This window comes from Cellvibrio sp. (assembly GCF_039207905.1).
Classification (GTDB): domain Bacteria; phylum Pseudomonadota; class Gammaproteobacteria; order Pseudomonadales; family Cellvibrionaceae; genus Cellvibrio.
The window spans coordinates 25,788-44,458 of sequence record NZ_JBCECX010000030.1 but is presented as its reverse complement, the minus strand read 5'-3'; the positions used below and the strand labels follow the sequence as shown (position 1 = coordinate 44,458).

Here is an 18,671-nt window from a genome sequence, read left to right as displayed (position 1 = left end):
CGAAAATATAATGAACCGACTACAAATTTTAATTAAATAAACCGGACGACAAATAACGGTCGCCACGATCACAAATAATTGCCACGATTACCGCATTTTCTACTTGCTGGCTTAATTCCAATGCAGCGGCTACTGCACCACCAGAGGAAACTCCGCAAAAAATTCCTTCCTTACGCGCAAGCTCGCGCATCGTATGCTCTGCAAGCTGTTGCGGCATGCTGACGATGCCATCCACACGATCACGCTCATATATCTTGGGAAGGTAAGCTTCGGGCCAGCGGCGAATGCCAGGAATTTGTGCGCCCTCTGAAGGCTGCAAGCCAATAATCTGAATGTCAGGATTCTGCTCTTTAAGAAAACGGGAGCTGCCCATAATGGTGCCAGTAGTGCCCATGGAACTAACAAAATGTGTGATGGTCCCGCCCGTTTGTTGCCATATTTCGGGGCCAGTAGTCGTGTAATGCGCAAGTGGGTTATCCGCATTGCCGAATTGATCAAGTACCTTGCCTTTACCTTCGGCTTGCATTTGCAGCGCCAAGTCGCGTGCGCCTTCCATTCCAGCCTCTTTACTCACCAGAATCAGTTCGGCACCGTAGGCCGCCATTGATGCCTTACGCTCTGCAGTGGAGTTATCGGGCATGATTAAAATCATCTTGTAGCCCTTGATCGCCGCCACCATTGCCAAGGCGATACCCGTGTTGCCGCTGGTAGCTTCGATCAGCGTATCACCGGGTTTGATATCACCGCGCAATTCGGCGTGGGTGATCATCGACAGCGCAGGACGATCCTTAACAGAACCAGCAGGATTATTCCCCTCCAGTTTCACTAATATATGATTAGTGGTCGCACCGGGCAGACGCTGCAGCCGAACGAGCGGCGTGTTGCCGACATATGCTTCTATGGTTGGGAAATCCATACTGACCTCAAGGCAGATAATTCAGGTAATTAGCCGGTTGCGCTAGCGCGCGCGGGGCGGCTATTCTACCTGTGATCACCCATCCTGCGAACACTTTGTTGTAGCAACGCACCCTTGGGTTCATCGCTTGTCAGCATAAGAAATAAGGCTAACCACATGAAGAATAAACGCAGCAGTATTAAATCCGATGTCTGGCGCCTGATTTTCATTCCCTCCATCAGCATTGTTATCCTGATTGCGGTAAGCCTTACGTTTCTGTGCATTTCGCAAATCAATAAATTTATCGACTTGCGCGGCAGTGTACTCGCGCAAAAAACAGCGCACCTGCTGCACAAGCCCATGCTGGAAAATAACCAACAGCTGGTGCAATACATTCTCGATGCATCACTCGAAGAACCCTACATTCGCGCCGCTCACGCCTACTACACCGATGCTGATAAAAGCTTTCACAGCGGGCCGCAGTTTATGCCGAGCAAAGGCATTAGCGAACCCAACATGCAACAACCCATGGAGCGCAAAACCGACCGCACTCTGCGCTTCTCCCATCCACTGGTCAATCTCGACAATAAAAATCCAATTGGCTGGGTAGAAATCGAATTAATGGCGGCGCCCTACGCAGTGGTGCGTTACGAGGCGATAGTGCTCACCATTGCCCTCACCTTGTTATGTTTGATCATTGGTGCTTATTTTGCGATTGCACTTTATTACCGCATTACCGACCCGCTTGATCATATTAAAAATATTGTGCACGCATTAGCGCGCGGAAGATTGAGCGAACGCGTTGAACAACAAAACTCAAGTGAGTTTTTTGGCCTCGCAGAATCAATCAATACCATGGCGGATTACATGGAAGCAGCGCAAGCTGATATGCAATCCCACATTGATCATGCGATTGAAGATTTACGTGAGACGCTGGAAACCATCGAAATCCAAAACGTGGAATTGGATTTAGCGCGCAAAGAAGCACTGGAAGCCAGCCGGGTAAAATCTGAATTTCTCGCCAATACCAGCCATGAAATTCGTACACCACTTAATGGGATTCTCGGCTTTATCAATCTCGCGTTAAAAACAGAACTCAACGAGCAGCAGCGCGAATATTTGGAAACTATTCGCGACTCTGCTCAAAACCTGCTCACCGTTATTAACGGTATTCTCGATTTTTCTAAAATTGAATCAGGCAAGCTCACACTCGATTATGCACCTGTACCTATTCGCAATTGCATTGACGAAGTGCTTCATATCCTTGCACCCGATGCCCATGAAAAAAATTTGGAGTTAGTCAATTATGTTGAATCCAGCATCCCTAAAAATTTGCTAGGTGATGCACTGCGCTTTAAGCAAGTCCTCTCCAATCTGGTGAGCAATGCCATCAAATACAGCACCACGGGCAACATCCTGATTGATGTCAGCATCATGCAGCGGCAGGAAACACAAATTACGCTAAAAGTATGTGTGAGCGATGAAGGGATTGGCCTTACACGTGAGGAGCAAGATCAGTTATTTAGTCCATTTAATCAGGCGGATACATCAAGTACACGCGAACATGAAGGAACAGGTTTGGGCTTGGCAATCTGCAAAGGTTTGGTCGAGCGCATGCATGGCGAAATAGGTGTGGTCAGCGAGCCCAAACAAGGCTCTACATTTTGGTTTACTGCAAGGTTGGGAATCGATAAACGCCAACCATCAGTGAGCCAGTTAGCGAACCTGAGCGAATACCGCATCTTGCTATGCGGAGAGAATCCAGCCTCGGTCAAACAAATCGACAACCTGTTGCGTGAATGGAGCGGCAATACCCAATGCATTGCTGCAATTCATGACTGCTTCCCCATTTTGCGCAATGCGCGCAACAGTAATAATAATTTTGATTTGCTGATTTTAGATATTGCACCCAACGAGCGAAAAATCCCGCCCGTGTTACTCAACAACCTTGCCGAACAATTAAACGTAGAATTTAACTGCACGCTAGTTGCTTGTTGCACACCTGCACATCAACGATTATTTCGCGCTCACTCTGAGCGCTCACAAGTATTATTCATCAACAAACCGATTGCCTATGAATCGCTGCTGCAAACCCTCGGACGACAATTGGATTTGCACATTAAAGACATGCGCGAACAAGATGAGGAAGATGCACAACAGCCAAACATATCGGTCTTGTTGGTGGACGATAATCTGGCAAACCTGCAACTTGCATCAGAATTACTGCGCGGTTTGAACACACAAGTTGTACAAGCAAATAACGGCAAACAAGCCATCGAAGCCTGCAACAATAATGAATTCGATGTGATTTTTATGGATATCCAAATGCCAGGCATGGATGGAATGGAGGCAACTCGCCATATTCGCGCGTTAGAGCAAGGCAAACGCCGCACACCCATCATCGCACTTACGGCGCACACTATTACTGAACAAAAAGCAGAATTATTAATTGCAGGTATGGACGACTGCATTAGCAAACCTGTGAGCGAAACCCAATTGGCACACATTATTAATCGCTGGGCGAGCCTGTCAGGGAAAAAAGAAGTTTTTATCCAAATAGAAGAAAAACCAGCCAACCCCAATGTGCGCGAACCACTTCCCACCGAAGATCTCACTGGCTCCGTTGACATACAACTTTGTTTGAAATTAGCCAATAACAAACCCGCGTTGTCACGCGACATGCTCAGTATGCTGTTGAGCGGATTGGAAAGCGAAAAACAACAAATCAATACTGCTTTAGCCAACGGAGCTTTCGATGAATTGGAAGAGTTAGTTCACAAGCTCTATGGCAGCAGTTGCTATTGCGGTGTTCCGCGCTTAAAACATATCAGCGGGCTGCTCGATAAACTTTTCCAAAGCAAACAATACGAACAAGCGCGCGATGCCATGCCTGCACTCAACCATGCACTGGATGATTTAATTAATTGGGGGCGAGATAAGGATATAGATGCACTGTTTGGATTGGAAAAAGCCGAAGCATAAATAAAGCAGACTCTGCTGATTATTTTTTTGCTTGCGCAAATAACGCACGGCTATTGAGCGGACGACTGCCCAATAAAGGCTTTAACATACGACGAGTGAGGTGTTTGGCTGCAAGGCGTGTAGCAGGCAGGGAATAATCGCCCTGTGCAATCGCCAATAGCCATTCACCTTTCAATAAGAATTGTTCCGGGATATCCGGCGCCGCACTGAAAAAACCTTCCTGCACATGACACTCATATAATCCCTGTGGATGGATTTCGCACTCGTTGCGCGAGTCCACACAAAAATCCAATCCATATCCCAACTCGCCCAACAAGCGAAACTCAAATTCACGCAGCAATGGCTCAATGTCTTCGCAGCGCTGCAATGCAAGCAAGGATTGTTCGTAGGCAAAGTAGAGTCCGTTGTGCCTATCCATCTCTGGCAACAGACGCACTAATAATTCATTGAGATAAAAACCGGAATATAAATGGTTGGCCGTCAGCGTCAGAAAATGATTATCCGATTCAAAGCTGGTAAGCAACTTCATATCCGTTTTGCCTTGCCAGCAAACCAATAATCGGCTGAAAGGATTCAAGAGTTGACGTTTGGGGGTTTTATTTTTACGCACACCACGCGCCACTGCGGTAACACGCCCGAAATCGGGCGTGAGCAAATCAATCAGTAAACTGGTGTCACGATATGGGCGGGCGTGGAGGATATAAGCGGGCTGCAGGTCAACACGCATGAGGTTTGATTAGAATTCGTTGTAGCCGAGACTGCGCAGAGCACGCTCATCATCGGACCAGCCGGATTTTACTTTCACCCAGAGTTTAAGCATAATTTTCAGCTCAAACAGTTTTTCCATGTCGACGCGCGCTTCGGTGCCAATCAATTTGATACGGGCACCTTTATCGCCGATCAGAATTTTTTTCTGACCATCGCGTTCAACCAAAATCAGCGCAGAAATATTGAGCAAGTTGCCTTCCTGCTTAAACTCTTCAATTTCCACCGCCATTTCGTAGGGCAATTCATCGCCCAGCTGGCGAGTAATTTTTTCACGTACAATTTCCGCAGCCATAAAGCGCGAACTGCGATCAGTAATTTGATCTTCCGGATACATATGTATGCCTTCCGGCAATCGCTCCGTAATCAGCTGTTCCAATCGATCCAGATTAGTATTGCGCAGTGCTGACATAGGAACAATTTCAGCAACGTTTAATTTTTCTGACAAAGTCTGCAAGTGCGGTAGCAATGTTTCCTTATCTTCGATTTGATCAACCTTATTAACTGCCAAAATAATCGGGCAATTAAGATGCTGCAACTTTTCCGCAACCGCTTCGTCCTCTTCCGTCCAAATAAAACGATCAATAACAAACACCACCACATCGACATCTTTCATCGCACTGGTTGCGGCTTTGTTCATGTAGCGGTTAATCGCTTTTTGCTGCCCAAGGTGCATCCCGGGTGTATCAACAAAAATAATCTGCACATCACCTTCGGTTTTAATTCCCACTACAGCATTGCGAGTTGTTTGCGGTTTACGCGAGGTGATACTGATTTTTTGCCCGAGGATATGGTTGAGCAAAGTGGACTTGCCCACATTCGGGCGACCAACAATAGCAACATAACCGCAGCGACTGCCGGTGGGTTCGGATGAATCTGTATCTGAATCAAAAGTCATAAGAATTACTGGAAGAAAAAGAGGAACTTCGGGCAATCTATTAACAACCGCTAATAGACCAATATCAATCGATTTTTAAATGGGCCAGCATTAAGGCTGCGGCTTGTTTTTCCGCTTCGCGGCGACTTGATGCTGTTGCAACTGTAGGCTTTTTGGCAAGCACAACGCGACATTCAATTGTGAATACCTGCGCATGACCTTCACCCCCAACTTCAGCAACAACATATTCAGGAAGCGGTTGACGCTGGGCCTGAAGATATTCTTGCAAGCGCGACTTGGAATCCTTTGCGCTGGTATCCAAGCCTAACTCATTCAAGCGCGGAGCAAACCAAACCAGCACTCGCTCGCGGCAAACATCCAACCCACTCGCAAGATAAATAGCACCGATAATAGCTTCAACACTGTCAGCCAAAATAGAATCGCGGCGGTTACCACCGGATTTCATTTCACCCTCACCCAGCACCAGGCATTCACCCAGTTCAAACTCGCGCGCGAGTTCAGCAAGCGTATCGCCCTTTACCATCTGCGAGCGCAGGCGACTTAACTGGCCCTCGCGCGCTTCGGGAAAACGCTTGAACAGCGCTTCGCCTACAATAAAATTCAAAATGGAATCGCCAAGAAACTCAAGGCGCTCATTATTGATGGCACCATGGCTGCGGTGGGTTAACGCCAGTTGTAACTGGCGTTGATCTTCAAAATGGTAGCCAAGACGTTGTTCAAGGCGTTGGTATTTAAGAGTTAACACAAATTACTTGGTCTTTAGGGTAGCAGGTGGTTTACAGCATTGCCCAGGGCGAGTGCTATCGAGATGGTTCTGAAAACTCAATACCAGATCAATATTATAAAAAAGAGGGACGCGGGTTTCGTAATCGATAGTAACTATTGCCTTTTCGCTTTCACGCAAGATCTTAATATTATTACTTGGACCTTCACTACGCACATTGTTGATCACATAAAAGCTGGTAATTTTCTTTTTAATTTCTGCATCTGTCATTTGATCAAATTTTTCTCCGCCATTTTCCAAGGAGCGCAGAGCAGATTCAACATAACGATTCTCGGCATACAACGGAACCACCTTGAAAGCAAACAGCAGAAAGAAACCCGCAATAGCAATCACCAATGCCCACTGCAACATCCCCAAACCACGCTGGTGTTTGATCAACCTAAGATTATTCATTTTCATTGCGCTTGACTCCGATGAGAGGAATGGCTGTCATTCAACTTAGCACATGCACTTATTTAATAACGCCGACATGATCAAAAGATGGGATGCTCAAGAATCTATCCCAGTGCATCCACACCGCAAATGCTTTGCCGACAATCGCTTCTTCCCCAACAAAACCCCATTCGCGGCTATCCAAACTGTTATCGCGGTTATCACCCATCATAAAGTAATGCCCTTCCGGCACCACCCAGGAACCATGCTGGCTTAAACGGCTGGGCTGCAAATGTTTATAGGCAGTGAATTCTTTGCCGTCAATATTCTCGGTCACCATACGCAATACTGGCGCTCCCGCAGGCAGCTCTGCTACCAGTTTTTCCTCAATGACCTTGCCATTCAAGGTCAGCACGTGATTGTTGTAGGTGATGTGATCTCCGGGAACACCAATAACGCGTTTGATGTAATAAGTCTCTGGTTGATGCGGTGGGAAAAACACCATCACATCGCCACGCTGTGGTTTACCCGTGGGGATCATGGTGTTATTCAATACCGGCGCGCGAACACCGTAAGCAAATTTATTCACCAGAATGAAATCGCCCACTTCCAGGGTTGGGATCATTGAGCCGGAGGGAATTTGAAATGGCTCAACCAAAAAGGAGCGTAGAAAGAAAACAATAAACAATACCGGAAAGAAAGATTTGGAATACTCAACCAACACTGGCTCTCTACCAGCAACTGCTTTTGCTTCTTCATAAGCAGCTTTTTGCTGTTCAGTTTGTAATGAGGCACCACTGAACTGCTTTTCTACCGCAGCAACTTTGGCCTTGCGCGGGCGCGCCCACACCAGTGCATCAAACAACCACACCAAGCCAGTGATAAAAACGGCGAGAGTGAGAATCAGAGGAAGGTTAATACTGCTCATTGAGAGTCCTTAGCTTGTTATTCTTAACAAGTAGTTAGCTATCTATTTTCAATACCGCAAAGAATGCTGCCTGCGGGATTTCTACACTACCCACTTGCTTCATGCGCTTCTTACCGGCTTTTTGTTTTTCCAACAGCTTTTTCTTACGTGTTGCATCGCCACCGTAACATTTTGCGGTTACATCTTTACGCAAGGCTTTAACGGTAGAGCGCGCAACGATTTGACCACCAATTGCCGCCTGGATTGCAACATCGTACATTTGGCGCGGGATCAACTCTTTCATTTTTTCGGTGAGCGAGCGCCCCATGCCGTGCGCTTTATCGCGGTGCACGATGATCGCCAATGCATCCACTTTCTCGCTGTTAATCAATACATCCAAACGCACAAGATTAGCGGCCTGGAAGCGCACAAAGCTGTAATCCAGCGATGCAAAACCGCGGCTTACGGATTTGAGACGATCAAAGAAATCGGTCACCACTTCGTTCATCGGTAATTCGTAGCGCACTGACACTTGCGAACCGGTGAACTGCAAATCTTTTTGCACGCCGCGCTTTTCAATACACAGCGTGATCACGTTACCCAAGTGTTCTTGCGGTACAAGAATGTTCGCTTCAACAATCGGCTCGCGCATTTCTTCGATTGAACCCGGGTCCGGCAACTTGGATGGGTTATCAACAAAGATAACTTCGCCACCACGCTTAACCACTTCGAACACTACTGTTGGTGCAGTAGTGATCAGGTCAAGATCGTATTCGCGCTCAAGGCGTTCCTGAATGATCTCCATGTGCAACATGCCAAGGAAACCAACACGGAAACCAAAACCCAATGCATCAGAACTTTCTGGTTCGTAAAACAATGAGGCATCGTTCAGGGTCAGCTTGGCCAAGGCTTCACGGAAATCTTCGAAATCGTCGGAGCTGATCGGGAACATACCGGCGTAAACTTGCGGTTTGATCTTCTGGAAACCTTCCAGCGCTTCAACATCCGGAGTTTGTGCGTGGGTAATGGTATCGCCCACGGGGGCGCCGTGAATGTCTTTGATACCCGCAACCACAAAGCCCACTTCGCCGGCTTTGAGTTCTTTTAATTGAGTCGGTTTCGGGCTAAATACGCCCACACCGTCAACAAGCTGCGCTTTGCCGATAGTTTTGGTGATGATTTTGTCTTTCAAACGCAAGGTGCCCTGCTTTACGCGCACCAGAGAAACAACACCGAGGTAGTTGTCGAACCAGGAATCGATAATCAGCGCTTGCAGCGGTGCATCAACATCGCCCACTGGCGGTGGAACCAGACGCACCAGCTCTTCCAGCACATCTTCCATTCCCAAGCCAGACTTGGCGGAACAGCGCACGGCTTCGGTGGCGTCGATACCAATAATATCTTCAATTTCCTGTGCAACACGATCAGGTTCTGCCTGCGGCAAATCCATTTTGTTCAAGACGGGAATTACTTCCAGCCCCTGTTCGATTGCGGTGTAGCAGTTAGCAACTGACTGGGCCTCTACGCCCTGACCGGCATCCACCACCAGCAATGCGCCTTCACAGGCCGCCAGCGAGCGGGATACTTCATAGGTGAAGTCCACGTGACCCGGGGTATCAATAAAGTTAAGTTGGTAGGTTTTGCCATCGCGCGCCTTGTAATGCAAGGTCACGCTGTGAGCTTTAATGGTGATGCCACGCTCGCGCTCCAGATCCATGGAATCAAGCACTTGCGCCTCCATTTCACGGTCACTCAAGCCGCCGCATAATTGGATAAAGCGGTCAGCAATGGTGGATTTACCGTGGTCGATGTGGGCAATAATGGAAAAGTTACGGATATGGCTCAGGTCAGTCACAGGCGCTTAACTACTTTAGGATGTTGGATTAGTCCCCGGAAATGGGGGGCGAAATAATGGGCGGCATTCTAGCCTATTTGGTAGGGCGGTGCTATGAGCAGCGCAGGAGCCAAAACCGGTGGAAAATCAGCCGGATATCGACCGGGAAAACCAACAAAAAACGCCAGCATAAGCTGGCGTTTTCGCTGATGAATCAAGGCACAATCAGCTATTTGATCACTATCGACCTGAATACTGGGCGATCCTGGCGATAGAAGCGTATCGCCTGAGGTTCATTTTTTGGCAAGCCTTTTACCACCTTGGCGTAATCCGCGGGGGATTTGATATCGGCAAACGCCAATTGGGTGATGACATCGCCGACCTGAATTCCCGCTTCCGCCGCAGGGCTACCGGCTTTTACATCGCGTACGACAACACCAGCTTCAGCTCCACCGCGTTGGGTTTGCTCCAAATTACTGACAACCAAGCCAAGCACATCGACTGAGTTATTCGCCGGTGCAGAGGCCGAACGTGTTGCTGCTTCTGCAGGCGAGACCGGCAAAATGCCTACCGTCACGTTCAAGGATTGCTCCTTACCTTTGCGCATAATCAGCACCGGCACTTTGGAGTTAGGCGCGGTACGGCCAACCAGATACGGCAGATCGCTGGAAGTGTGCACATCATTGCCGTTGAATTTGATGATCAAGTCACCCGCTTTCAAACCAGATTTACCCGCTGGACCATCGCTATCGACCTCACTGATCAAGGCGCCCACCGGCTTATTCATGCCCAGAGAACTGGCGAGATCTTTGTCCACATCCTGAATCATCACACCCAACCAGCCGCGATCAACACGGCCTTTGCCTTTCAGCTGCGCCACTACATCAATCGCCAGCGAAGACGGGATTGCAAATGAGAGGCCGACTGAACCGCCGCTGGGCGAATAGATTTGCGAGTTAATGCCCACCACTTCGCCATCCATATTAAACAGCGGGCCACCGGAGTTACCGGGGTTGATGGCTACGTCGGTCTGGATAAAGGGAACGTAATTACTTTCGCTGCGCGCCGACGGAATACTGCGACCAATGGCACTGACAATCCCCGCGCTTGCGGAATAATCCAGTCCAAAGGGCGAACCGATGGCAATTACCCATTGGCCTACTTTCAAGGTTTCGTTTTTGGCGAGAGTCAGGGTCGGCAGGTCTTTAGCATCAACTTTTAACAGCGCCAGATCTGAACGCTCATCGCTGCCCACCAGTTTTGCGGTGTACTCGCGCTGATCGCTCAGGATCACAGTGATGGTATCCATCTGGTCGACCACATGATCATTAGTCAGCACGTAACCATCGCTGGAAATAATAAAGCCGGAACCGAGCGAACCGCGGTCGCGTGGCACCTGGCGACGCTCTAACAACTCGCGGAAAATATCAGGCAAGCCTTCCATATTGGGCGGCAATTGTTGTGGCGTGCGGGTGAGATCGCCTTTGGACACGGCGGTAATTTTCACTACGGCGGGGGAATGTCGCTCAATAAGCTGGGTAAAATCCGGCAGCTCTGCGGCAAAGCTGGCGATAGGTAATAGGATTAAGGCAACTACTGCGGTAAGACTCGCCCATTTGGCAGTCATTTTGTACATACAAGGCTCCTTAGGAATATTCAACAGCCGGGAATGATTCGCGCTACGCAAAGCAATCAGCTGCTGCTCGCAAGTGAGACTGGTCAGTTTTAAAAAAATTCCAACCCGAAAATAATTTTCAGGTTAAGAATAATTTGGGAATTGTGCTAAAAAAATGCAAGTGTGAGGAAGCCAGCACAAAGTGTTTATTGTGCTGGTTTTACCGCAGGTTGTTTGCCACTGGTGAGATTTTGTTGTTCCACCATTTGCTCCAGCTGTTGCAGGTTTACCGGCAATTCTGCGCTGGCCGATGAAGCCTGTGCGGAGCTTTCCGCTGCTGCTTTTTGCTCAGCCGCTTTTTGTTCGGCATCTTTTATTGCCGCGATTTTCTTTTCCATTTCTTTGCGTGTTGTTTCATTTTCCAAGCGAATCGTCACCCGGCGATTTTTCGCTTGTCCGGCTTTGTTTTCATTGTTGGCGATAGGAAATTTATCGCCGTGCCAACGCGTGGTAATGGTATCGGCCGCCAGACCTTTATCGATGAGATAAGCCGTTACTAACTCTGCTTGCTTTTGTGCAGCAGCCTCACCCTCTTCTGGTGTCGGTAACTTTTCGCTGTGGGCATCAATGATGATCCCCAACACTCGTGGATCAGCTTTGGTGTAACGCACAATTTTATCCAGCTGGCCTTTTGCACCAGCATTGAGTTCTTCAGCATTGGGAGTGTAATTAATCAGTGTTCTCGACAGTTGATCAAAGGTGTAGGGGATCAGATCCGCCACACACCGCTGATACTTGCTATAAGCTGGCGAAAATTTATTTGCCTCCAAACCGACACGCAAGCTGGTGCCATTGGAGCTTATCTGCGCGCTGCTGAACACCACATTGGCGCCCTGCTCCAGAGTTCGGCTGATGATCCCGATCTGCGCGCCCGTCACTCGCAGCGGCTGCTTTCCGCTGACTTGCGCTTGACCGATATTGGCCGGGCTGCTGTCGCTGCGCCACATTGGCGGGACAGACTCTATCTTTACGGTGCCACCAGGGAATGCCTGATTGGTGTTTTTCAGCTCAAAAAACTCACCTGCCCCTGCATTGCGCACAAAGCGTGCACTGCCAAAACCGGGAATTTTATGACTCAGGCTGCAGGCAAAAGACCCGGACTGGGTTGCCCACTCGGCTTTATTGAAACCGGCGCTGTAAACCTGGGCAGAGAGCGGCGCGCTCTGGCCAAGGGCAAGTGCCAGCAACAGCAAGGGGCTTGAACGGTAAAAAGACACCAGACGCATGAACAATTCCAATCGCACAAAACAATGATGTACCGAGTATAGCCAGCCAGCCGGAGAATGCAGACTATTGCTCACTCAGGAATTAAGGCTGCGGATTGAGGCCAATTTTGGTAGGATGCCGCCACTTTTGGCCGATTATTCGCTTGTATCGGTTCAGCCATTTGCTTGATGTATGTTGTCTACAACTTGATTGCTACGGAATCGCCCGCCCCATGACCCAACAGCTAACCCTGATCCGCCCCGACGATTGGCATATCCACCTGCGCGACGGCGCCTCACTGACCCGTACTGTAGGCGATGCCGCACAACAGTTCGCACGTGCGATTGTGATGCCTAACCTGGTTCCGCCGGTGATGAATACCGAGCAAGCACAGGCTTATAAAGAGCGCATTCTCGCTGCGCGTCCGGAAGGCAGCCAGTTTGAGCCACTGATGGTGCTTTACCTGACCGACAATACCGATCCGGCTGAAATCGCTATCGCCAAAGCCAATGGCGTCACCGCTTGCAAACTTTATCCGGCCGGAGCAACGACCAACTCCGCATCGGGCGTGACCGACCTGAAGAAAATCTACCCGGTGCTCGCGGCCATGCAAAATGCCGGTATGCACTTTTTGTTGCACGGCGAAGTAACCGACAGCTCGATTGATATTTTCGACCGCGAAAAAGTATTCCTCGACCGCACTTTCGGTCAGGTTGTGAAAGATTTCCCCGCTCTGAAAATGGTGCTGGAACATATCACCACCGCCGATGCCGCCCAGTTTGTGGCCGATGCGCCGGACAATATCGCCGCGACCATCACCGCGCACCACCTGCTGTACAACCGCAACCATATGCTCGCTGGCAACATTCGCCCGCACTACTACTGCCTGCCCATTTTAAAACGCAGCACCCACCAGCAAGCGTTGATAAAGGCAGCGACCAGCGGCAGTCCGAAATTCTTTTTAGGAACCGATTCAGCGCCTCACGCTAAAGACAAAAAAGAAGCTGCCTGTGGTTGTGCCGGTAGCTACACCGCCTACGCTGCAATCGAGCTTTACGCCGAAGCATTTGAAGATGCTGGTGCGCTGGATAAACTCGAAGCGTTTGCGAGTCATTTTGGCGCAGATTTTTATAATCTCCCACGCAATACCGACACCGTCACCCTGATCAAAAAAGACTGGCAAGTGCCAGACACTTTGAATTTGGGCGACCAACCGCTAGTGCCATTGCGCGCTGGTGAAACCCTTCGCTGGCAGTTACAAACTGCTTAAGGTTTATTTGTGAATCCACCTGAAAATTCCCGCGATCCCGACTCACCTTTGGCGCAGCGCTTTCGCGGCTTTCTGCCAGTGATTGTCGATGTGGAAACCGGCGGCTTTAATTCGCAAACCGACGCCTTGTTGGAAATTGCCGCCGTCACAATCCGCATGGATCAAGAGGGTTTTTTACATCGCCACGAAACCTTTTCGTTTCATGTCGAACCTTTTGAAGGCGCGAACATCGAGCAAGCTGCGCTGGATTTTACCGGCATTGACCTCGACGACCCAGAGCGCATGGCAGAACCGGAATTAATGGTGATGACCGATTTGCTCAACGCCGTGCGTCGCGCCGTAAAAGAAAATGGCTGCACGCGTGCAGTGATTGTCGGGCACAACGCGCATTTTGATTTGAATTTTGTAAACGCTGTAATTGAGCGCTGCAATATCAAGCGCAGTCCGTTCCATCCGTTTTCAGTGTTCGATACCGCAACACTCGCCGGACTCGCTTTTGGCCAAACCGTACTCGCCAAAGCCTGTCAGGTGGCCGGATTGGAATTCAGCAATAGCGCTGCGCACTCCGCCGCCTACGATGCCGAAAAAACCGCTGAATTATTTTGCCTGATCGTAAACCGCTGGAAGGAATTGGGTGGCTGGGATTCATTTGCCGACAATGCCGATGACGAGCTTGAATAATTCCTGCAGCAATTAGGTTCCACACAGGGTCAACGATGGCGTTTAACCTGAAAAAATATCTGCTCACCAAACCCGAGGCCGTCGAGGATTTTCCCTTCGGCCCCGAGGCCGCCGTATACAAAGTCCGCGATAAAATGTTTGCACTCGTTTTCAGCAACGCGGACGAAACACGTATCAACCTGAAATGCGATCCAATTGAAGCCGAACAATTACGAATGGTATTTGATGCGGTAATACCGGGCTACCACATGAATAAAAAGCACTGGAATACCGTCATTATCAACGGCTCAGTTCCCGATGCAGAAATAAAAAGAATGATCGACAACTCTTATGCATTGGTTGTCAAAAAAATGGGCAGGTCAGCGGCACATCTTCTTTAAACAATAAAAACTTACCAGGAGCGTTTATGACAAGGTTGAAATACTGTTTCCTTCTAATGATTTTTTTCCATGCTAGCATCATGTCATCAGCATATGGATTGGATGGGATTACAGACCCGAAACAAATTCCTGCCGAAAACTTCTTCAAGGAAAACACTGAGTATAGTTACCGCATATCACCCGACGGTAAACAGCTAGCGTTTATTCGAAAATACACACAAACCTACAACATCGTCATCACAGACTTGGAAAAGTTCGTAGAAGTACACGAATTTGCCGTTGCTAAAAACTCACCGGAGCAACTCACCTGGATAAGCAATAATCGTTTGGTGTTTGGTTTGGGTGGTGTTATTTATTCAGTTAATCGGGATGGCGCAGACCTGCGGGTTTTAATTAGCAACATCTACGACGCGGACAAAGTGAAAGGCTATAGATCCTTTGTCAATAACCTGCGCTATTGGTCACTGCTGAAACGCCCGAGCGGAAATGAAGAAGATGTTTTATTTCTCTCCTACAATATTGATGGGCATGCAAATGTTCATAAGATCAATATATACACCGGCGAAAAAACAGATCTGTACGATGCAAAAAAACTGAAAGCGGATGGTCTCTACACAGATCGTGATGGCAAAGTCATCCTGGTTGAAAAAATTAAAAAGGAACAGCATTCGTTTTATCGCTTGGTAGGTGACCAGAATGATCTGGAACTGGCTAACCTCGATATCGCCAATCAACGCTACCAATTAAGTTACGATGCAAAATCCTACTTAAACCGGTCGGTAGTGGTAAATGAGATTGGCTACGATAAAGACACTATGTACCTTTCGGAAAAAACGTCGGGAGATAGATACCAACTTGTAAAGTATAACTACATCACCAATACCAGAGAGGTCATTGGTAGTGACCCTATATATGATGTAGGCAGCCCTGATGAGAAAGCTGCCCTTCACTACGATTACAAAAATAAAAAATTGATAGGCTTTAGCTACAATGCGGACAAACGTAAAACCGTCTGGTTAGATGAACGTTTCAAAAAATACCAGCAAGCCCTGGACAATAGATACCCAGAACAAATCAACCAAATTTATGACTGGAATGAATCAGCAGATAAGTTATTAGTGGTTAGTAGCGATGCTAAAACAAAGGGTAAGATTATTGTTTTCGATGCCATCAAAAACAAATCTATAGTTCAAACCGATTACTCCAAAATTTTAAGTCCCTCGCAGATGAAGGACACCGAGGTTTATAAATACAAAACACAAGATGGAAATACTATCACCTCATATCTAACACCACCGGTTGCAACAGCCAACCAAAAGTGGCCACTGATTGTAATGCCACATGGAGGACCTTTCTCTCGCAGCTACTATGGCTACGATGGCCACATGCAGTATTTCTCTACTCGCGGGTACGCGGTGCTCGAGCCTAACTTCAGAGGTTCCACCGGCTACGGAGTGCAACACCTGCTGGCGGGAAAACAGCAAATTGCAGATTTGATGCTGGCTGATATGGCAGATGGTGTAAAAGCGTTAATCAAAGAAAATAAAGTAGATCCCTCCCGGGTTTATATTCTTGGTTTCAGCTATGGTGGTTACGCGGCAATTATGAGCGCGATCAAATATCCTGATTTATACAGCGCGGCCGTTTCTGCAGCAGCACCGCTCGATTTGAATGAACAGTTAAAACATTATAAGAAAGAAGATCTTTGGTTTGCTTATGAGTTTTGGCAAGACCTAATTGGCGTGAAGCAGCAAGGCAAAAAATTTGTGGATTCTATTTCACCCTATCAACGCATAGACGACATCAAAATCCCATTACTCATTTTTCATGGAGACAGGGACAACATAATCCCTAAAGAGCAGGCGGAAGACTTTAAAAAATTAGTTGAGAAGAAAAAGTTAAACATTCCTGTTCGAATCATCCAATCGGAGGGACATGGATGGGATTTAGTCAGCAGTAACACCTATTTTGTTGAAAAATCAGTCGAACTCTTTCAAGCCAATAAAAAAGTAGCAAAATAAAAATATGCCCCTCCGGATAATTACGGAGGGGCGACATTATTGATTCTTACGCTGAAAACCACCCATATCCGGATTTAACACTTTCCAATCTGCCACCCGCTCATTGATCACACCGGACGCGCGATAAGCCTGCGTAATTACACCTTCATCGCGCAGTATCACCAAGCCTTTTTCAATCGCGCGATAAGCATCAGCTCCGGCAGGATGGGTTTGGCTAACAATCCAACCGCGGCTACCGGCAAGTTTGACCTTTAACCCCGGTACTGGCAGCAGGGTTATTCCCATTGCCTGATAACTCAAATCCTCGCGCGAGGAAAAACCGCTCAGCATAAAATCCACGCGGCGGGTGTGCACCATCTTCATCATGCTTTCCCAGTGGACGTTATCGTGCAATTTTGCCAAGCCCAATTGTTGTAGCGCGTTCCAATCAGGTCGCCACTGCTTACTCGATACCGCGGTCAGCTTTTGCACATCATCCAGAGTTTTGGTTGATTGCAGCTTGGGATTTTGCGGGTTCATATAAATGCCCGCCTCCATTTCACCGTAGCGAAACAATGGCGATGAGGTTTTCAGTTGCGCATCAGACGGTGCAAAATCTTCACGCCAAATTCCGTTACTAAATACAGAGGCATGCCCCGAGCGCAAACGCAACACCACGCGGTCGTAACTCACATCAAACCAGGGCTCAGCCACAATCGGCAATGTATTCCCGCCCAATGCCAATGCACGGCGCAACAATAAATAATCGGTAAGGTCGCGATAGCTTCCTGCGCGGGTAAAGTCTGCAAAGGTTTCCGGGGTTTCATCTGGCTGTAAAAAAGTGCGTGCGCTTTCCAGCACTGATGGCGGAACCAAAATAACAATGGGCGATGGCTCCGCCGATGCGGATGAGGAAGATGCGATGCACAGGTTGGGGGCAAGCACCATTAACGCTATTACAAAATACTGAATGGTTTTCATTGCAATAGCGCTCAGTGCTGCAGCAGGAATTAGAAAACAGAAATCGTAAAGCTTGGCTTTTTACAAGTATAGTTGATAAAACCGGAACAACTTACGAAAAATGCCAGTTATCCGATCACAATAGCAGGAAGCACCCCGATCGCCACCTGTTGTTTTTGTGCGGGGGCAATAACCTCCGCAACACCTTTAGCAATCAGCTTTCCGTCTTGGTTATGAGCTTCACAATCCAGCGTGACCAATTTAACTCGCTCTTTAATCTCACTGACGGTCAGGGTGATAGTCACTGTATCGCCGATTTTTACCGGATGTTTAAAACTGATACTTTGGCCGCGATAAACAGACCCAGGCCCGGGCAAACGCATTGCGATAGCCGCTGAAACCAATGCCCCGGTCCACATACCATGAGCAATAGGTTCACCAAACGGCGTAGTAGCAGCAAAGTCTTTATCAAGATGCACAGGATTCAAATCGCCTGAGCAAGCCGCAAACAGAATTACATCTTGCTCGGTCAAGGTCTTGCTATAACTGGCAGTCTGGCCAACAGTCAGTTCATAGATAGGAAAGTTTTCAATTGATGTCATGGGAATACTCAAGTCATTAACGATAGTGTTGTGATTTGGGACTTATTTTAATCTATCCAGCGCGCTATCGGCTTGGGATTTAACAGGATACAACCAACAAATTATCGCTCACGCCCGCTCAATTGTTATATCCGACAAATTTTGTCCTCCCCAGTGCAGCCACAATAACTCTGGCACACGAATATCTCTCCCACTTTTGTAGCTACGCGTACGAATAACTGCCCTACTGAAGCAAACCATTGAAATCTAAGAAATTAAAATATTCCTGATAACAAGGCAGATAGATCACACAAGCTCAATAAGATTAGCGGTGCGCCATCAATATAGCGTACGAATAAAATTCTCAATCGAATTGACGAGTAAGCATATTTACTCGTGACACTCTCTCCTTTTTTCAGACTACAACAGAATCTATTTTTTGTACTTTTCCTGGTAAATCGCCCAGCGGTTTATCCGGTTT

16 protein-coding genes are annotated in these 18,671 nt (G+C 47.9%); 5 read left to right on the top strand and 11 right to left on the bottom strand.

The window, feature by feature from the left end; all coding sequences use genetic code 11:
- Positions 1-28 precede the first annotated feature (28 nt).
- On the bottom strand, positions 29-916 hold the full coding sequence (gene cysM, locus AAGC78_RS16495) for a cysteine synthase CysM (protein WP_435785199.1): 888 nt from the start codon (positions 914-916) through the stop codon (positions 29-31).
- A gap of 156 nt (positions 917-1,072) precedes the next feature.
- Here cysM and AAGC78_RS16490 point away from each other — a divergent pair, with 156 nt between their 5' ends.
- Positions 1,073-3,877 carry a response regulator gene (locus AAGC78_RS16490; RefSeq protein WP_435785198.1) on the top strand — a complete coding sequence of 935 codons (2,805 nt, stop codon included), beginning with the start codon at positions 1,073-1,075 and terminating at the stop codon, positions 3,875-3,877.
- 19 nt (positions 3,878-3,896) lie between these two features.
- Here AAGC78_RS16490 and recO read toward each other — a convergent pair whose 3' ends face one another.
- The 8 genes from recO to AAGC78_RS16450 all read right to left on the bottom strand — a co-directional run bounded on the left by recO (position 3,897) and on the right by AAGC78_RS16450 (position 12,338).
- Positions 3,897-4,604, bottom strand: a complete 708-nt coding sequence (recO, locus tag AAGC78_RS16485) for a DNA repair protein RecO (RefSeq protein ID WP_435785197.1) — start codon at positions 4,602-4,604, stop codon at positions 3,897-3,899.
- 9 nt (positions 4,605-4,613) lie between these two features.
- Entirely contained in the window at positions 4,614-5,540 is a 927-nt protein-coding gene (gene era, locus AAGC78_RS16480; protein WP_435785196.1) for a GTPase Era, read from the bottom strand.
- 64 nt (positions 5,541-5,604) lie between these two features.
- The gene (rnc, locus tag AAGC78_RS16475) at positions 5,605-6,285 is read right to left on the bottom strand and encodes a ribonuclease III (RefSeq protein ID WP_435785195.1); all 681 of its coding nucleotides are present in this window, start codon (positions 6,283-6,285) and stop codon (positions 5,605-5,607) included.
- Between the two features lie 3 nt (positions 6,286-6,288).
- Positions 6,289-6,723, bottom strand: coding sequence for a DUF4845 domain-containing protein (locus tag AAGC78_RS16470; RefSeq protein ID WP_435785194.1), 435 nt, complete (start codon positions 6,721-6,723; stop codon positions 6,289-6,291).
- 52 nt (positions 6,724-6,775) lie between these two features.
- Positions 6,776-7,624 (bottom strand): signal peptidase I, encoded by an 849-nt coding sequence (gene lepB, locus AAGC78_RS16465; protein ID WP_435785193.1) that lies wholly within the window; start codon positions 7,622-7,624, stop codon positions 6,776-6,778.
- 34 nt (positions 7,625-7,658) lie between these two features.
- On the bottom strand, positions 7,659-9,458 hold the full coding sequence (gene lepA / locus AAGC78_RS16460) for a translation elongation factor 4 (RefSeq protein WP_435785192.1): 1,800 nt from the start codon (positions 9,456-9,458) through the stop codon (positions 7,659-7,661).
- A 208-nt stretch (positions 9,459-9,666) separates the two neighbouring features.
- The gene (locus AAGC78_RS16455; protein ID WP_435785191.1) at positions 9,667-11,073 is read right to left on the bottom strand and encodes a Do family serine endopeptidase; all 1,407 of its coding nucleotides are present in this window, start codon (positions 11,071-11,073) and stop codon (positions 9,667-9,669) included.
- A 185-nt stretch (positions 11,074-11,258) separates the two neighbouring features.
- On the bottom strand, positions 11,259-12,338 hold the full coding sequence (locus tag AAGC78_RS16450) for an OmpA family protein (protein ID WP_435785190.1): 1,080 nt from the start codon (positions 12,336-12,338) through the stop codon (positions 11,259-11,261).
- A gap of 212 nt (positions 12,339-12,550) precedes the next feature.
- On the opposite strand from AAGC78_RS16450, the gene pyrC reads away from it, so the two are divergent.
- The 4 genes from pyrC to AAGC78_RS16430 are packed head-to-tail and all read left to right on the top strand — an operon-like array spanning position 12,551 to position 16,670.
- The gene (pyrC, locus tag AAGC78_RS16445) at positions 12,551-13,588 is read left to right on the top strand and encodes a dihydroorotase (RefSeq protein WP_435785189.1); all 1,038 of its coding nucleotides are present in this window, start codon (positions 12,551-12,553) and stop codon (positions 13,586-13,588) included.
- Between the two features lie 9 nt (positions 13,589-13,597).
- Positions 13,598-14,269 carry a ribonuclease T gene (rnt, locus tag AAGC78_RS16440; protein ID WP_435785188.1) on the top strand — a complete coding sequence of 224 codons (672 nt, stop codon included), beginning with the start codon at positions 13,598-13,600 and terminating at the stop codon, positions 14,267-14,269.
- Positions 14,270-14,304: 35 nt separating this feature from the next.
- Positions 14,305-14,649: an MmcQ/YjbR family DNA-binding protein gene (locus AAGC78_RS16435; RefSeq protein WP_435785187.1), complete on the top strand. Its 345-nt coding sequence runs from the start codon at positions 14,305-14,307 to the stop codon at positions 14,647-14,649.
- A 26-nt stretch (positions 14,650-14,675) separates the two neighbouring features.
- Entirely contained in the window at positions 14,676-16,670 is a 1,995-nt protein-coding gene (locus tag AAGC78_RS16430; protein ID WP_435785186.1) for an alpha/beta fold hydrolase, read from the top strand.
- A 36-nt stretch (positions 16,671-16,706) separates the two neighbouring features.
- Here AAGC78_RS16430 and AAGC78_RS16425 read toward each other — a convergent pair whose 3' ends face one another.
- Positions 16,707-17,630: a hypothetical protein gene (locus AAGC78_RS16425; RefSeq protein ID WP_435785185.1), complete on the bottom strand. Its 924-nt coding sequence runs from the start codon at positions 17,628-17,630 to the stop codon at positions 16,707-16,709.
- 107 nt (positions 17,631-17,737) lie between these two features.
- Complete coding sequence (locus tag AAGC78_RS16420) at positions 17,738-18,211, bottom strand: MaoC family dehydratase (RefSeq protein WP_435785184.1); 474 nt, start codon at positions 18,209-18,211, stop codon at positions 17,738-17,740.
- Between the last annotated feature and the right edge of the window lie 460 nt (positions 18,212-18,671).

What these genes read in the sequence shown, in the direction of transcription:
- cysM (WP_435785199.1), bottom strand. Translation starts at nt 916, where the DNA reads ATGGATTTCCCAACCATAGAAGCATATGTCGGCAACACGCCGCTCGTT.
- AAGC78_RS16490 (WP_435785198.1), top strand. Translation starts at nt 1,073, where the DNA reads ATGAAGAATAAACGCAGCAGTATTAAATCCGATGTCTGGCGCCTGATT.
- recO (WP_435785197.1), bottom strand. Translation starts at nt 4,604, where the DNA reads ATGCGTGTTGACCTGCAGCCCGCTTATATCCTCCACGCCCGCCCATAT.
- era (WP_435785196.1), bottom strand. Translation starts at nt 5,540, where the DNA reads ATGACTTTTGATTCAGATACAGATTCATCCGAACCCACCGGCAGTCGC.
- AAGC78_RS16470 (WP_435785194.1), bottom strand. Translation starts at nt 6,723, where the DNA reads ATGAAAATGAATAATCTTAGGTTGATCAAACACCAGCGTGGTTTGGGG.
- lepB (WP_435785193.1), bottom strand. Translation starts at nt 7,624, where the DNA reads ATGAGCAGTATTAACCTTCCTCTGATTCTCACTCTCGCCGTTTTTATC.
- AAGC78_RS16455 (WP_435785191.1), bottom strand. Translation starts at nt 11,073, where the DNA reads ATGTACAAAATGACTGCCAAATGGGCGAGTCTTACCGCAGTAGTTGCC.
- AAGC78_RS16450 (WP_435785190.1), bottom strand. Translation starts at nt 12,338, where the DNA reads ATGCGTCTGGTGTCTTTTTACCGTTCAAGCCCCTTGCTGTTGCTGGCA.
- pyrC (WP_435785189.1), top strand. Translation starts at nt 12,551, where the DNA reads ATGACCCAACAGCTAACCCTGATCCGCCCCGACGATTGGCATATCCAC.
- AAGC78_RS16435 (WP_435785187.1), top strand. Translation starts at nt 14,305, where the DNA reads ATGGCGTTTAACCTGAAAAAATATCTGCTCACCAAACCCGAGGCCGTC.
- AAGC78_RS16430 (WP_435785186.1), top strand. Translation starts at nt 14,676, where the DNA reads ATGACAAGGTTGAAATACTGTTTCCTTCTAATGATTTTTTTCCATGCT.
- AAGC78_RS16425 (WP_435785185.1), bottom strand. Translation starts at nt 17,630, where the DNA reads ATGAAAACCATTCAGTATTTTGTAATAGCGTTAATGGTGCTTGCCCCC.
- AAGC78_RS16420 (WP_435785184.1), bottom strand. Translation starts at nt 18,211, where the DNA reads ATGACATCAATTGAAAACTTTCCTATCTATGAACTGACTGTTGGCCAG.